Origin of the sequence: Paenibacillus silvestris (assembly GCF_009882985.1) — a bacterium.
In the GTDB taxonomy this organism is placed as follows: Bacteria; Bacillota; Bacilli; order Paenibacillales; family NBRC-103111; genus Paenibacillus_E; species Paenibacillus_E silvestris.
On the sequence record NZ_WTUZ01000040.1, the window covers coordinates 72,730 to 87,304 of the forward strand.

Annotated in this window: 15 protein-coding genes; 1 reads left to right on the top strand and 14 read right to left on the bottom strand. The window is 46.2% G+C overall.

Annotation, left to right across the window (positions count from 1 at the left end; genetic code table 11):
• Positions 1 to 110 precede the first annotated feature (110 nt).
• The 5 genes from GQF01_RS32390 to GQF01_RS32410 all read right to left on the bottom strand — a co-directional run bounded on the left by GQF01_RS32390 (position 111) and on the right by GQF01_RS32410 (position 5,763).
• Complete coding sequence (locus GQF01_RS32390; RefSeq protein ID WP_161411225.1) at positions 111 to 950, bottom strand: carbohydrate ABC transporter permease; 840 nt, start codon at positions 948 to 950, stop codon at positions 111 to 113.
• Between the two features lie 4 nt (positions 951 to 954).
• Positions 955 to 1,872 carry a carbohydrate ABC transporter permease gene (locus tag GQF01_RS32395; RefSeq protein WP_161411226.1) on the bottom strand — a complete coding sequence of 306 codons (918 nt, stop codon included), beginning with the start codon at positions 1,870 to 1,872 and terminating at the stop codon, positions 955 to 957.
• A gap of 86 nt (positions 1,873 to 1,958) precedes the next feature.
• Positions 1,959 to 3,566, bottom strand: coding sequence for a response regulator transcription factor (locus GQF01_RS32400; protein WP_161411227.1), 1,608 nt, complete (start codon positions 3,564 to 3,566; stop codon positions 1,959 to 1,961).
• Positions 3,559 to 5,361: a sensor histidine kinase gene (locus GQF01_RS32405; RefSeq protein ID WP_161411229.1), complete on the bottom strand. Its 1,803-nt coding sequence runs from the start codon at positions 5,359 to 5,361 to the stop codon at positions 3,559 to 3,561. The genes GQF01_RS32400 and GQF01_RS32405 overlap by 8 nt, the downstream gene beginning before the upstream one ends.
• A 264-nt stretch (positions 5,362 to 5,625) precedes the next feature.
• Complete coding sequence (locus tag GQF01_RS32410) at positions 5,626 to 5,763, bottom strand: hypothetical protein (protein ID WP_161411230.1); 138 nt, start codon at positions 5,761 to 5,763, stop codon at positions 5,626 to 5,628.
• Between the two features lie 204 nt (positions 5,764 to 5,967).
• Here GQF01_RS32410 and GQF01_RS32415 point away from each other — a divergent pair, with 204 nt between their 5' ends.
• Positions 5,968 to 6,360 (top strand): PaaI family thioesterase, encoded by a 393-nt coding sequence (locus GQF01_RS32415; RefSeq protein ID WP_161412079.1) that lies wholly within the window; start codon positions 5,968 to 5,970, stop codon positions 6,358 to 6,360.
• A gap of 289 nt (positions 6,361 to 6,649) precedes the next feature.
• Here the strand turns inward: GQF01_RS32415 and GQF01_RS32420 are convergent, their stop codons facing one another.
• The 9 genes from GQF01_RS32420 to GQF01_RS32460 form a co-directional block, all read right to left on the bottom strand.
• Complete coding sequence (locus tag GQF01_RS32420) at positions 6,650 to 7,423, bottom strand: glucose 1-dehydrogenase (protein ID WP_161411232.1); 774 nt, start codon at positions 7,421 to 7,423, stop codon at positions 6,650 to 6,652.
• An 88-nt stretch (positions 7,424 to 7,511) separates the two neighbouring features.
• Positions 7,512 to 7,772 carry a hypothetical protein gene (locus GQF01_RS32425; RefSeq protein ID WP_161411234.1) on the bottom strand — a complete coding sequence of 87 codons (261 nt, stop codon included), beginning with the start codon at positions 7,770 to 7,772 and terminating at the stop codon, positions 7,512 to 7,514.
• Positions 7,773 to 7,896: 124 nt separating this feature from the next.
• Positions 7,897 to 8,286 carry a hypothetical protein gene (locus GQF01_RS32430; RefSeq protein ID WP_161411236.1) on the bottom strand — a complete coding sequence of 130 codons (390 nt, stop codon included), beginning with the start codon at positions 8,284 to 8,286 and terminating at the stop codon, positions 7,897 to 7,899.
• Positions 8,287 to 8,300: 14 nt separating this feature from the next.
• Entirely contained in the window at positions 8,301 to 9,365 is a 1,065-nt protein-coding gene (gene mreB, locus GQF01_RS32435; RefSeq protein WP_161411237.1) for a rod shape-determining protein, read from the bottom strand.
• A 379-nt stretch (positions 9,366 to 9,744) separates the two neighbouring features.
• Positions 9,745 to 10,599: a 3-hydroxybutyryl-CoA dehydrogenase gene (locus GQF01_RS32440; RefSeq protein WP_161411240.1), complete on the bottom strand. Its 855-nt coding sequence runs from the start codon at positions 10,597 to 10,599 to the stop codon at positions 9,745 to 9,747.
• 23 nt (positions 10,600 to 10,622) lie between these two features.
• Positions 10,623 to 11,801: an acetyl-CoA C-acetyltransferase gene (locus tag GQF01_RS32445; RefSeq protein ID WP_161411242.1), complete on the bottom strand. Its 1,179-nt coding sequence runs from the start codon at positions 11,799 to 11,801 to the stop codon at positions 10,623 to 10,625.
• 27 nt (positions 11,802 to 11,828) lie between these two features.
• On the bottom strand, positions 11,829 to 12,560 hold the full coding sequence (locus GQF01_RS32450; protein ID WP_161411244.1) for a dihydrolipoamide acetyltransferase family protein: 732 nt from the start codon (positions 12,558 to 12,560) through the stop codon (positions 11,829 to 11,831).
• A 12-nt stretch (positions 12,561 to 12,572) separates the two neighbouring features.
• Positions 12,573 to 13,553 (bottom strand): alpha-ketoacid dehydrogenase subunit beta, encoded by a 981-nt coding sequence (locus tag GQF01_RS32455; protein WP_161411246.1) that lies wholly within the window; start codon positions 13,551 to 13,553, stop codon positions 12,573 to 12,575.
• 1 nt (position 13,554) lies between these two features.
• Positions 13,555 to 14,565, bottom strand: a complete 1,011-nt coding sequence (locus GQF01_RS32460) for a thiamine pyrophosphate-dependent dehydrogenase E1 component subunit alpha (protein ID WP_161411247.1) — start codon at positions 14,563 to 14,565, stop codon at positions 13,555 to 13,557.
• Between the last annotated feature and the right edge of the window lie 10 nt (positions 14,566 to 14,575).

The following is a 14,575-nucleotide window of genomic DNA, read 5'->3' on the forward strand; positions in this document are numbered from 1 at the left end:
GATAATTCCCCCTGCTTATAGTGTGATGATCGTTGATATCCTGATCGTAATGCATTTTCACCTTACATAGAATGTCATTTCTTCGGGTGTTGACTACTTAATTTTTCGGGTTATTTCAATCCAGTAGTCGCAATGCCTTCCAAGAAATATTTCTGGAAAGAAAGGAATATCGTCATAATCGGTACCAGGGAAAGCACAGACATCGCCAGCAGCGCGCCCCAATCCGATTCCCCGGAAGGATCAAACAAGGAGCGGATACCTAGTTGAACCGTAAACAATTTGATGTTATTTAAATAAATCATTTGTGAAAAGAAGTCGTCCCACGTCCAGATAAAAGTAAAAATAGCAGTTGTAATTAGCGCTGGAACCAGCAGCGGCATCATAATCCGAAAATAGATTTGACCTTGTCCGCAGCCGTCAATCGTTGCACTCTCGTCAAGCTCTTTCGGGATACCTCGGATGAACTGCACCATGAGAAGTATGAAGAAGGAATCGTGTGCCAGCCACTTGGGTACGATCAGCGGTAGGTACGTGTTAATCCACTCAAACTTGTTATAAATAATGTACTGTGGAACTAATGTGACATGGTAAGGAAGCATAATCGTCACCAGCATGAGACTGAACCAAAGTTTTTTGAACCTGAAATCCAGCCGGGCAAACGCATAAGCTGCAAAAGAGCAGGTAATTACGTTCCCAAGTACGGAAAGCACCGAAATTTGTGCGGAATTCAGAAAAAACCGACCAAACGTCGTGCCCTGCAAACCTCTCCAGCCGTTGATATAATTATCAAACGTAAATGTTGACGGCCACAGGCTCGTAGTTGAGAAAATGAGCTGATTCGGCTTAAAGGATGCACTGAGGAGCCACAAAACGGGATACAACATCAGCAAGCCAAAAGCGATAATCAACAAATGTTTCAGCAGTTTTGCATAGTTCCTATTCACAGTCATTGAATCATCCCCTTTCATCCTTGCCATCGCCGTAAAATACCCAATATTTGGAGGTCAGGAACACAACAGCCGTTAAGACGCCAATCACAACTAGCATGATCCAAGCAAGCGCTGACGCGTAGCCCATATCGAAGAAAGCAAATCCTTTTAAATACAGATACAGGGTATAAAATAGCGTTGAGTTAACAGGTCCTCCGCGCCCGTCACCGATAACATAACCAGGCGTAAACACCTGGAACGAGTTAATAATGCTCATGACGAGGTTGAAAAAGATCACCGGCGACAACAGTGGCAGCGTAATTTGAAAAAACTGTCTGATCTTTCCTGCACCGTCTACTTGCGAAGCTTCATAGAGATCCGCTGGTACTTGCTTCAGACCGGCCAGAAAAATAACCATCGCAGATCCAAACTGCCACACCGATAACGTAATGATCGTAGACAAAATATAGTCTGGATGTGCCACCCATGCTGGCCCCTTTATGCCAAACCAGCTCAAAAATTGGTTGAACAATCCGTCTCCGTCGAATATTTTACGCCACACGATTGCAATCGCAACGCTTCCCCCAAGCAGGGATGGGATGTAATAAACGGTTCGGTAGACCCCTAGCGCTCGAATTCCTTTATTCAGCGCCATTGCCACCAGTAAGGCGAAAATCAGTCGAAGAGGCACTGACAATAAGGCATATTGGAAAGTAAGTCCCATCGAATGCAGAAAGGAGTCATCTTCCTTGAAGATTTGCACATAGTTGTCCAGTCCTAGCCACCGGGGGCTGTTCAATAAATTGAATTTCGTGAATGACAGATAAAGCGAACCTAACATCGGCCCTAGCGTTAAACAGAAAAATCCGATTAACCAAGGCAGTAAAAATAAATAGGCGGTACGATTTTGCCGCGAAAGGGCGGTTTTACGTAGAGATGACATGAGCGCCCTCCTCCTTCGTGATCGTTTCAGGTGACCATCTATCACCATTAGGATCATCATACGGATTTGCGGCGCTCCTTTGAATGCTATTTCTTCGGTATTTGATTATCAAATTTTTCAGGTGTTTTTAGACGTACCCGGTAATCGGACGGTGAAATACCGTACATTTTCTTAAATTTCGAACTAAAATAACTCGCATTCGAGAAGCCCGTCAGCTCCGCGATGTCCCACAGACTGAGCATCGTTTCCTCCAGCAGCTGCACGGCCTTCACCATCCGCACATCTGTCATATATTGAATAAAGGTTTTACCGGCTTTCGCTTTAAACATCTCGGAAAAATAGGAAGAATTATAATTAAACCGTTCCGCTAACATCGTTAAATTCAGATCATACATATAATTATCTTGGATAAATTGCTCAGCCGCCTGAATCATCGAATGTTCGGCATCCAGTGCGTCCTTTTCCGGTCTGCCCATGATTTTCACGGCTAATTTATTCAGAAATTGCTGGGCTTTAGCTGTCGTATCGAAGCCCCACACCTGCTCAGGACGAAGCCACAGCTGTTCGCTGCTTTCTAAGGCAATGCCACCTGTAAAGGCCATCGTATCCAACATCAGATACAGCTGAAAAATAAGCTTAACGAATCGGGCCTGCGAGGCAGCGAAAGCCGCACTCAACTCTTTGTGAATCGCCTGCTCAAAAGCCGTCAAATCGCCTCGCGTCACATAACGCTGCAGCACCTTAGTCGTCTCTTCTGAGAGAACAGCTTCCATTACCGTTTGTTGCTGAATAACGTTCGAAGCATGATTGCCTTTTAAATTCCAAGCTAGCAGCGCTGATAAATAGCCATCCTTCCACTGCCTAAGGCCCGTCACGGTCTGCCCCGTGCCAATCGCAGGCTCGAATCCTAGATGTTCAGTCACCGCATGACGTAGGCTTTGCACGAAAGCCTTCAGATCCCCATCCTCAGCAGCGGTAACGAAGTGCATCAAGCCCGCATAATTCGCATCACGAAACACATGATACTGCCCATTTGAATTCTCCGCTGCTTCTCTGCATACCATTTCGAAGGGCAAGCGCATTTTATCCGGCGAACGCTCCTGCTGCGTAGGCTGACGCTCGATCGAACCGGCGGTAACGAATCGCACTTGGCGATTTTCCCATACATCCAGTTGAAACCACTTGGCTCTCTCCCTTAGCAGAGACTCCCGTTCCACTTCTTCTTTGACAAGATGGACAAGAAAGTGCTCCTTCATTTCCTTGTAGTATTGCGAAAGCCGCCACTGCATCATGGCTTGTTGGTCGCGTTCATTCCTTAGACCGTCCAGTTCCTGAACAATTTTGCTCAGTGTTTCGGTCAATTCATCTTGTGTCACAGGCTTAAGCAAGTAATTCCTTGCCTGATTGCGGATCGCCGCTTTGGCATAATGGAAATCCTCATAACCGGTAATAACAATCAACCGTAAAGCAGGATATTGCTCGTAGCAAGCTTCCAAAAAGGACACACCGTTCATGACAGGCATATTCATATCCGTGATGACCACATCTACAGGATGCTGTGTCAGCCATTCCATAGCTTCCGCTCCATTACCGGCCTCACCTGTAATATTTAAGCCAAGACGCTCCCAGTCAACCTTGAGCTTCAAACCAAGACGAATTTCCGGTTCATCATCGACAATAAGCACACTATACATCTAAGGTCCCTCCTTGAATAGGCAAAATCAGTGAAATACTCGTGCCTTCCAATTCGCCCGGAATGATTTCAAATTCAAACAAATTACCGTAGTAAAGCTGGCATCTGGCCAATACATTGCGCAAACCAATCTGCTCCGACCTAGTTCGCAATATATGGTCAAAATGGGAAGTCAACGATTCTGCGCGCAATAACTGGTACATGTCCAACGTGATTCCAGTGCCGTTATCAGCAACAGTGAGAATTAGACGCTGATCAGCACGTCGAACTCTGACGATGACTTTCGCTTCTGCCTGTTTCTTAAAGCTATATTTCACAGCATTTTCAATCAGTGGCTGCAAAATGAACTTAGGAATGACACATTGGCGAAGCCCTTCATCTTCCTCTAACGAGAGTTGTAATCTATCGGCAAAGCGAATTTGTAAAATAGAAGCATAATGGCGAACATATTTCAGTTCTTCTTCAAGCGGAGTTAAATCGTTGCTGATTTTCAAGGAAAAGCGCATCATTTTCCCCAAAGCTTCAATAACCCTCACCGTATCCTGTGTACGTTGCTGCATGGCCAAACTGCTTAGTAACTCTAAGGTATTAAATAAAAAATGCGGGTTAATCTGCATCAGTAATGCTTTGTATTCCGCTTGCTGCTTTAATAGCTTCAGCTCAAATTCAGTTTTAATATGGTAGCGGAGCCGACTCACCATGTTTCGAAACGTTGTCGTGACATAACTGACTTCATTACGCACTTTTTCATCTGCTGGAATCCGATTCTCTGCTCCGTCAAAATCACCCATCTGGACATAACGCATCCCGGATGCCAACCGTGAGAGCGGTTTCGAAATACCATGTGAAAGCCAGATGGCAGCCGCAATTGCTCCTACAAGCAGCAAGGATCCAAAGATCAATAAACTTGTGCGCAGCTTGTACAATTTCCCGTACAAATCGACTTCAGGCACAATGCCAACGAGCAGCCAATTGTTTAACTTCAACTTTTTATAAACCATAATATCCCTAGCGCCAGCTTCATTCTCCAGATAAATAACACCGCTTTGCTGCGAACTAGTGCGGATTGCTTCCATCTGCTTGGCAGCCTCGGGGTGAGAGTTGTATTCATTCTGTCCTAGCACCGAATCTCCTTGGCCATCCAGCAGGAAAATCGTACCTTTCTCCCCCAAATGAATCCGATTAAGCGGTTCCAAGAAAAATTCAGAGCTAACATTAATCTTCATCATATTCCTAGACAGTGAGGGCTCAAAAGTGCCGATAGGCAGCAATAAACTAAGTACATCAAAAGTTTTGGCACGATTCAATTCAATTGGGTCTTTGTGTGCAGAAACCCATTGAATGCCTCTCGTTTTAAAATGTTCGTACCACTGTTCCTGTTTGAACGAGGAATCGTTCATCATCTGGTTATCTGCGGTGATCCACATGCCTTCCTGCCTATACACCGTCACCGACGAAACAATCGAGTAATTATTCGTGGTTTGTGTTAGAAATTGGCTCAAATTAATGTTTGCCAGCATTTTTTCTCCGTCTGGCAGAGCAGGATCTGACAGCGCGTTATCCCAGCTTTTTATCATCGAACTGTTAAACACAATGGATGACACATCATAAATTTGCACCAGTGCCATATTGACGAAGGAACCGTACTCGTCCATTTTTTCGAAGGCTGACGATTCGATATAGGAACGTATAATGGATCGCGATTCCGTGAAAAACAAGTACGACATTAACCCGAATGAGACGGACAATAAGATGACGAAAAAAACGATTAAGCGGTTTTTTAGCGAGTAGAACATGGAAGGCCCCCTCTAGCTATATCTAGCGTTGTTAATTACATCCATATAACGCCTTCGGGCATCTTTTTGTCAACAGCTAAAATCATTGCAGCTTCGCAACCGGCTTATCGGACCATTGTTTTTCGCTCCCAACGATGTTTTTCATCGCTGCGATGCTCCTACCGTGGCTTGTGTGTCTACAACGATGTTTTCCATCATTGCAGCTCCCACCATTACAAAAAAAATGCCGCATAGATTGCGGCATTCCTTTATTCGCTGATTCGATTATTCCTCGCTATCTTCAACTTCTCCATTCAACTGATCTGCGTACGCTCGAATCAACTCATAATCATGCTTCGCTTCGGCTTGCTCCACCTGCTCAGTCACCTGAAACTCCATCAACTTCTCATTATCATTCTGCATACGGCCAACCCCTTCGTGTTGTTGAAATTAGAATTTCCTATCAAGGAGTTGTTATCCTTTCTCCAGAAAGTTTTCCTTCTACTGGCAACATGTTGACACGTATACTAGAAAGAGTACGAACTCTGAAGGAGGATATGGCAAATGATTGTAGCAGAACAAATTTATCAGTCGTATGGGATGGATAAGGAGTCATTTATCACCTTTATGAAAGAACGAAGTTTGCATACAGCTATTCAATCGCTCGGCATCGACTTCGTTGAACTGGCGCCCAATCGTGTTGTGATGTCAATGCCCGTCGGACCTAGCACCCATCAGCCTGCTGGCATTTTACATGGCGGAGCCTCGGTTCTATTGGCGGAAACCGCAGCTTCGATTGCTTCGGAGATTAATATCGTCGACAAAGATAACTATGCGGCGGTTGGACTTGAAATCAATGCGAATCATCTTAAAAGCAAAAGAGATGGCATCGTAACAGCCGTTGCCACGCCCATTCATAAAGGCCGCAAAACGATGGTTTGGGAAATTCGCATCTCCGATGAGAACGATCAACTGATTTGTATTTCACGATGCACAGTTGCGATTATAGAGAAAAAATAACAACCCCCCTCTGCTAGATCCACATGACTGTGAAATAGCAGGATACATGGTTCCCATACCCCATAATCTCGCTAACAACTTACTTAAGAGAACTGTAGTCCTTTATTTCCAGAAAAACGGGCTGTTTCCACTTGCAGCGGAACTAGAGGGTCTTATGTCTTCTCAGTGGGCGCGTTTTTCAGATGATTTGGTGAAATAGCGGAACGTAGTTCCAGGAAAATCCGGAAATGCACAAAAAACAACAGCCCAGACAATACGTCTTGGGCTGTTGAATCTTCGCTATGTAACTTTACTCTTCAGCGTATATCATTTTAACCGTCATCCCGCCGTCGATGGTTAGATTCTGCCCCGTAATGAATCCAGCTTTCTCATCAGCTAAATATAAACAAGCAGTGGCAATATCTTCTGGTTTGCCGACTCTGCCAACTGGATGTTGTTTTTTATCCACTTCAGAATGGACAATGCTATCCTTGACTGCTGGATAATGCCAATCTCGAACCTCAATCCATCCCGGTGAAATGGCGTTAACCCGAATGCCATATTCCCCTAGGCTTATAGCCATCGCGTGCGTTAGCGCAGAGATGCCGCCTTTAGAAGCCGAATAAGCCTCTGTGTTAGGCTCTGACATGAAAGCCCGCGTAGATGAGATATTGATAATGGAGCCGCCTCGCCCCTTCTCCTTCATCACACGCGCCGCGGCTTGCGAGCATAGAAAAGCTCCTCCTAAATTCACCGAGATGACCCGCATGAACTGTTCGCTCGTGAGGTCGAGAACATCAACATTATGCATAATCCCTGCATTATTAACAAGCACATCAATCCCGCCTAAATCAGAGACTGTGCGCGCCATCCACTGCCTAACTTCATCTTCCTTTGAAACATCGACCTTCGTGAAAATGACATGCTCTGTATAGGCGTTCAAGAGCTTGACCGTCTCCAAACCCGCTTCTTCATGAATATCCGCTATGGATACACCGTATCCTTCTTGGGCAAAAGCAAGTGCAATTGCACGTCCAATGCCATGGCCTGCGCCAGTGACTGCTGCAACTTTTCGCGTATTCATCCCTCTATCTCCTTTGCTCATCCTTTGAAAAAATGACCTGAAGCTCCTTCGAGGAACTCAAGTCATTACGATGTATATAACCTACCTGTTAGTTATAAGTTATTTTCAAACCTAATTCAACAGCGCGGTTTAGTGCCGCTTCAGAGAATTTAGGCTTCTTATATTTTTGTTCAAATTCTTCTTTACCAAGTGGCATCCATATGAAATCCTTGTTCTGATAGATCCACGTCTTCGTTCCCCAATCCACGTGGATGGTCCGATTCGTTACTTTCTTGATGACGCCAATTTCAACAATAAATCCGGTTTTGCCAAATAATTTGGCACAGTATTTGTTAAGCATTTCGCTCACGATGACACCCCATTTCTCTATACCTTCGCTCTATTCTCTTATAAAATGCCCGTTAATGCAACTTTAATAGTTCCAGCACAACGCAAAAAAGGCACCAAAGCTGGTGCCGATCTTGCTTCAACCATTACGCTAAAATTTGATTGGTTCGAAGAGTATGAACAATTGCCGCTGCAACTTCAACCGACGTATCTTGATCTTGATACTCTTCGCCAAATGATGTCCGAAACAACTTATTGATCTCTTTGTTAAGGTTATGTGCGTCTAAATCTAACAGGTGTTTCGTTATGTAAATCGTCAACGTACGTGTTTCACCATCATATTCGTCATCAAGAGCGTTCATATCTAGAAGCCCGATAGGATCCCACGCATCCAAGAGTTGCTTGACGATCTCCATAATGGGTGTGGGATCATAAGGCAAAGAGTTCAAATACGCATTTTCTTTGATAATCTCTCTTCGAATGCTCCACATCATATAATTCATTTTTGTTTGCTCAGATACCGCTCTAAACTTCAATGGATAAGCCTCCTTTATTGGACGCTCTCTTGCTTCTCTGTCATCAACTTGTCAGACTGTGTGATCAGTTTGGCAGATCGTTCAATTATCGCCCCATTGAAGTTTAGCATTTTCCCTGTCCCTTGGGCAATACATGCCATTGGATGTTCAGCAAGAAACACAGGAACGCCTAGTTCTTGCTGAAGACGCTTGTCCAATCCTTCGAGCAATGCGCCGCCTCCGCAAAGCAGTATCCCCTGCTCCATAACATCGCCAGCCAGCTCAGGAGGACATTTCTCCATAGCAAGTCGAATGCACTCCACAAGTGCAATCATAAAATCATCAAAAATTTCATAAATTTCCGATGAAGTAATCGTAATGCTTCGCGGCAATCCTTCCATCAAGTCGCGACCTCGAATGTCCATCGTGATTTCCTTGGCAGGTTTCACGACAGTTGCGACGTTCTTCTTGATGTCCTCTGCCGTACGTTCACCAATAATCATATTGTAGGCACGTTTCACATATTCAATAATATCCTGGTCAATGGACATGCCTCCACGACGAATCGCTTCGCTTACGACAATGCCGCCTAATGAGATAATTGCAACTTGGCTTGTCCCACCGCCAATGTCGAGAACCATGCTGCCGATAGGTTCTTCGACAGGAAGACCTGCTCCCATTGCTGCCGCTAATGGTTCTTCTACCGTTGTTGAACGCCTCGCTCCTTTATGAACGATCATCTCTTCAACGGCTCGTTTCTGCACGTTGGTAATGCCGCACGGAACTGAAATCAATACGTGAAAGCTGCGGAACCAGTTGTAGCCTTTTCTAATTTTGCCAATAAAATATTTAAGCATCGCTAAAGTCATATCAAAATTAGCAATAACGCCATCTTTTAAAGGATAAATGACTTCCACATTAGCAGGTGTTCTCCCAATCATATCATAGGCTTCTTGGCCAATAGCTTTGATTTCCCCTGTATCTGTTTGAATGGCGACTACGGACGGCTCTTGCAGAACAATACCTTTTTTTTGCTGATAGATAAGCGTATTACAGGTGCCCAAATCTACACCAAACAGTTCTTCCAATCTCTTTAACATGACTCGCTCCTTCTCGCTGTTTATTAGACGATGCCCCTAGTAGCGTGTGTATTTAAAATGATTATGACTAACTGCATCTGTATACTTGTTCGCATTGCCGCACCATTCTACGGGGGTATACCACGAAAGACCAATCATTTCCAAAACGGAATTTCCATTTAATCAATGCATAATTTAGATCAATCCATCAGGAAAATATCCTAATCAGAGATGTATCTTTTACTTAAATTTAACCTTCTCTACTTATTTTGAATCAATCCGATGCCGTTCCCGCAAAATTAAGATAAGGAAACTACATGGACGCAACGCTTATTTTCAGCGTAAAGTACGTCCAGTAGTTTCCTCTCTGCTTTGTTCGCGATAACCTTCTGAGCGCCATTCATTCTTGGTAGGAGTAAAATCCCTGCCCCGATTTACGCCCTAATCGACCCGCTTTCACATATTTACGCAGCAGCGGACAAGGCCGGTATTTGGAATCTTTAAAACCATCATACAGAATTTCCATGATCGAAAGACACGTATCCAGTCCAATGAAATCCGCGAGCTCCAGCGGTCCCATCGGATGATTCATGCCAAGCTTCATCACGTTATCCACGGATTCAATGGAAGCTACGCCTTCGTATACGGTGAAAATGGCTTCGTTAATCATCGGCATCAGAATGCGGTTAGAAACAAACCCAGGAAAGTCATTCACCTCAACCGGCGTTTTACCCATACGCTGACTCAGCTCATAAACAACCTCGAACACTTCCTGGGACGTCTCCAACCCTCGGATCACTTCAACCAAAGGCATGACCGGCACTGGATTCATAAAATGCATCCCAATCACTTTCTCAGGTCGACCCGTAACGGCTGCAATTTCCGAAATAGGAAGCGATGACGTATTCGTCGCCAGAATCGTATGAGCCGGACATAGACTGTCCAGCCTATGGAACAGCAAGACCTTCAGCGCCATATTTTCGGATATCGCTTCAATCACCAGATCAGCTTGCTCCGCAAGCTCTACAAACTCTGTTGACTGTATGCGGCTAACGATCTCCGACATCCCTTCTGGTGTCAGTTTGCCTTTATCAACATTTCGGCTTAACTGTTTGTTAATCGCCAGCATGCCCCTGTTCAGAAATTCAGGGGATGAATCGTGCAGCAGCACCTGAAAGCCTGCAGCAGCAGCCACCTGTGCGATCCCGCTCCCCATTTGTCCAGCGCCAATGACCATGATGGTCTGTATGTTCATAGTCCCGCTCCCCTCAATCCTAGTCAGCCATCTACGCGAATGAGAATGGCATCACCTTGTGCAGCCCCGCTGCAAATAGCGGCTATTCCGTAGCCACCACCCATTCTCCGCAGCTCATGAATGAGTGTGAGCAGAATCCGTGCACCGCTGGCGCCGATGGGATGACCAAGCGCAATAGCTCCCCCGTTAACGTTGACTAGCTCCGGATTCCATCCTAGTAATTGTTCGCTGGTCAACAAGACAGCAGCGAAGGCTTCATTCACTTCAAACCGGCTGATTTGTTCCAGTTTCATACCTGTTTGCCTTAAAAGCTTTTGAATCGCGAGCGCTGGTGTTATTGCAATGTACGGCGCTCTTTCCCCAACGCTCGCATGCCCGACAATTGTTGCAAGCGGGCTCACACCTTGGGCTAACGCTTTATCCTTCGACATCACGACCATCGCAGCCGCCCCATCGTTAACACTAGGAGCATTTCCGGCAGTTATCGTGCCACCTTTCACCAGTGCCGGCAAAACGTCAAGCTTCTCCATACTCGTATCCTCACGGGGACCTTCGTCTTGATCAATCAGCTTCGTTCCATGCTTCGCTTGCACAACAATAGGTACAATTTCTTCCGCCAAATACCCTTTCTTTCTCGCCTCAACTGCCAGAACATGACTGCGATAGGCCCACTCATCCTGCGCTACACGGCTCAAGCCGAACTCTCCGGCAACGTCACTGCCATGAACGAACATTTGGACGTGTTCAAATGGACATAACAATCCATCGTGAACCATCAAGTCAATGGTCGTTTGATTCCCCATTCGCGCGCCCCAGCGTGTGCTCGGCAGCAAGAAAGGGCTACTACTCATGCTCTCCATGCCCCCGGCAACCATGCACGCTGCATCGCCAGAGCGGATCATTTGATCAGCAAGGGTGACACTTCGAAGTCCCGATGAACATACTTTATTGATCGTTTCTGCCGTAACGCTCCAGTCCAGACCCGCCAAGCGCGCAGCCTGACGCGCAGGATTCTGCCCTGCTCCCCCTTGCAGGACCATCCCCATGATGACGGCCTCAATCGCAGACGGCTCAAGAGAGGAACGCAGAATCGCCTCTCGAATGGCATTACCCCCAAGCTCGACTGCCGAAACATCCTTTAATCCACCGCCGAATTTCCCAAACGGTGTGCGAGCACCTCCAACAATGACACTTTCCCTCATACGTTAATCCTCCTAAGGTGAGAAGCCTCAGTAGATTGTCGTTTCCTCATCATATTTCTCTAAATAATGCTTAACTCGCTGCAAAAAACGACCGCAAATCCTGCCATCAAGCAAACGATGATCAAATGAGAGGCAGATAGAGACCATGGATCTTATCGCAATCATTTCTTGAATCACTACCGGTTTTCGCACAATTTTCTCAAAGGTGAGAATAGCCGCTTGCTGATGTTGAATAATGGGATAAGAAAGCATGGAGCCAAATGCTCCTGTATTATTAAAAGTAAACGTACCGCCTTGCATATCCGTCACTTGCAATGCACGAGCTTTAGCTCGTTTGACTAAATCAAACAGCTCAAAAGCTAAGCCAGCTATGGACTTGTGGTCGGCATGATGAATAACAGGCGCAATCACCGCGTCCTCAGAGCCAATTGCGATGGAGACATTGATATGCCTTTTGACGGCAATGCCTTCAGGCGTCCATGATGCATTCATCAGTGGGAATTCTTTTAAAGCATTCACGATCCCTTTTAACACAAACGGTGAGATCGTTAATGGCAATCCTTCAGTAATCAAGAAGGAATCCTTCAGCTTGTTCCTTAACGCGACAAGTTGACTAACGTCCACCTCGATCATCAGCCACGCATGGGGAATTTCGGTGACACTTTGCTGCATACGGGATGCAATCGCCTGTCGCATTGGAGTTACAGCCAGCATTTGATCGCCTGGGAGACCTGCACCTAATTCCTCGTTATGCGCCATGTCCACCCTCCTCTACAATTCCGCTAGTTGGCGCATCGCGTCCTTTACCGAATCCACATTTGGCAAGTAGAATTTCTCTAGCGTCGGCGCCATCCCGACAGGTGGAACGTCCGGTGGACAGCAGCGCATGATGGGAGCATCCAATTCATATAACAGATGTTCAGCCAACATCGCCGATATCTCTGCACCAATGCCGCCAGTTTTGTTATCCTCATGGACAATTAGAACTTTCCCCGTTTTCGCTGCTGCCTCAAAAATAGCTGACTGATCAAGAGGATGAAGCGTCCGCAGATCAAGCAGCTCTGTGCTGACTCCTTCTAAATCCAGTTCAGCCGCTGCTTTCATGGCATGATGCACAGATAGACCGTAAGCAATGACCGTGATATCCGTCCCTTCGCGACGAGTCACCGCTTTACCGATCGGCACAAGATAATCATCCGCAGGAACTTCATCCGATACGGAGAGATAACATTTTTTATGTTCAAAAAAGAGTACCGGATCCTCGTCCCTGATCGCTGCTTTCAATAATCCCTTGGCATCATAGGCCGTTGACGGTGCAACGATTTTGAGACCCGGCGTACCAAAAAATACCGATTCAGGACATTGTGAATGATACAGTCCCCCGCCGCCAGTGGCGCCATAAGGTGCGCGAATTACGATCGGGCAATGCCAGTCATTATTCGAGCGGTAACGGATCTTTGCGGCTTCGCTGATGATTTGGTTCACTGCTGGAAAAATGAAATCAGCAAATTGAATTTCTGCAATCGGCCTCATCCCTACCATTGCTGCTCCAATTGCGACTCCCACAATGGCCGACTCAGAAAGCGGAGTATCGAGCACCCGCAGCTCGCCGAATTTATCGCGCATGCCTTTCGTTGCGTTCAAGACGCCCCCTTTGCCGATATCTTCGCCTAGTACAAAAACGCATTCATCCCGCTCCATTTCTTCCGCCATCGCTGAACGAATAGCCTCCAAGTAGGTTATGATTGGCATCTCAAACATCACCTCCATCTTCCGCATACACATGTCGCAGCACGTCTTCGGGGGCCGGATATGGCGATTTTTCAGCGTATTTCGTGGCTTCATTCACTTCTTTGGCAATGTTCTCTTGCAAGGCGCGATCCAGCTCCTCACTAAGCACGTCACTTTCTAACAAATAACGCCGGAACCGCTGAACGCCATCCTGCTCTTTGTGATACTCAACTTCCTCCTTCGTCCTATATAGCATATCGTCATCAGCCGTGGAATGAGGCGGAATTCGATACATCATCGCTTCTATCAATGTGGGGCCATAGCCACGAACAGCACGCTCTCTTGCTTCTTTCACCGCACGATACACTTCCAGGGCATCATTACCGTCAACACGTTGACCAGGAAAGCCGTACCCTGCGGCACGATCAACAACACGACCGGCGACCTGCCGATGGGCAGGAATAGAAATCGCATATTGATTGTTTTCGCACATGAATATCACAGGCAGCTTGAATACACCAGCGAAATTAAAAGCCTCATGCACATCTCCCTGATTACTTGAGCCTTCACCAAAAGTTACGAAGGCAATATGCTCTTCCTTCCTCATCAAGGCTGTCAGTGCAATACCAACCGCATGAAGCACTTGTGTAGCTACTGGGCTTGAGCCCGATACGATATGGAGCTTTTTATAACCGAAATGGCCTGGCATTTGCCTGCCGCCGTTAATATCCTCTGCTTTAAACAGCGCAGCCAACAGCAGTTCCTGGACCGTCATGCCAATCGTGAGCACGAAAGCATAATCTCTGTAATACGGAAGAAAATAGTCCTGTTGTTTATCCAAAGCGAACGCTGCCGCCACCTGAGCGGCTTCTTGACCGATGCTGGAAATGTGAAATGCCGTTTTACCGGATCTTTGCAGCAGGGTAGCGCGTTCATCAAACTTTCTCGCTTTCAGCATGTAAGAATACATCTTCAGCACGTCATCGTCCGTTAAACCCAGCTGTTGATGCTTGAGAATGTGCTGAGAAGACATCGCTATTCCT

What these genes read in the sequence shown, in the direction of transcription:
- GQF01_RS32390 (WP_161411225.1), bottom strand. Translation starts at nt 950, where the DNA reads ATGACTGTGAATAGGAACTATGCAAAACTGCTGAAACATTTGTTGATT.
- GQF01_RS32395 (WP_161411226.1), bottom strand. Translation starts at nt 1,872, where the DNA reads ATGTCATCTCTACGTAAAACCGCCCTTTCGCGGCAAAATCGTACCGCC.
- GQF01_RS32400 (WP_161411227.1), bottom strand. Translation starts at nt 3,566, where the DNA reads ATGTATAGTGTGCTTATTGTCGATGATGAACCGGAAATTCGTCTTGGT.
- GQF01_RS32405 (WP_161411229.1), bottom strand. Translation starts at nt 5,361, where the DNA reads ATGTTCTACTCGCTAAAAAACCGCTTAATCGTTTTTTTCGTCATCTTA.
- GQF01_RS32410 (WP_161411230.1), bottom strand. Translation starts at nt 5,763, where the DNA reads ATGCAGAATGATAATGAGAAGTTGATGGAGTTTCAGGTGACTGAGCAG.
- GQF01_RS32415 (WP_161412079.1), top strand. Translation starts at nt 5,968, where the DNA reads ATGAAAGAACGAAGTTTGCATACAGCTATTCAATCGCTCGGCATCGAC.
- GQF01_RS32420 (WP_161411232.1), bottom strand. Translation starts at nt 7,423, where the DNA reads ATGAATACGCGAAAAGTTGCAGCAGTCACTGGCGCAGGCCATGGCATT.
- mreB (WP_161411237.1), bottom strand. Translation starts at nt 9,365, where the DNA reads ATGTTAAAGAGATTGGAAGAACTGTTTGGTGTAGATTTGGGCACCTGT.
- GQF01_RS32440 (WP_161411240.1), bottom strand. Translation starts at nt 10,599, where the DNA reads ATGAACATACAGACCATCATGGTCATTGGCGCTGGACAAATGGGGAGC.
- GQF01_RS32445 (WP_161411242.1), bottom strand. Translation starts at nt 11,801, where the DNA reads ATGAGGGAAAGTGTCATTGTTGGAGGTGCTCGCACACCGTTTGGGAAA.
- GQF01_RS32450 (WP_161411244.1), bottom strand. Translation starts at nt 12,560, where the DNA reads ATGGCGCATAACGAGGAATTAGGTGCAGGTCTCCCAGGCGATCAAATG.
- GQF01_RS32455 (WP_161411246.1), bottom strand. Translation starts at nt 13,553, where the DNA reads ATGCCAATCATAACCTACTTGGAGGCTATTCGTTCAGCGATGGCGGAA.
- GQF01_RS32460 (WP_161411247.1), bottom strand. Translation starts at nt 14,565, where the DNA reads ATGTCTTCTCAGCACATTCTCAAGCATCAACAGCTGGGTTTAACGGAC.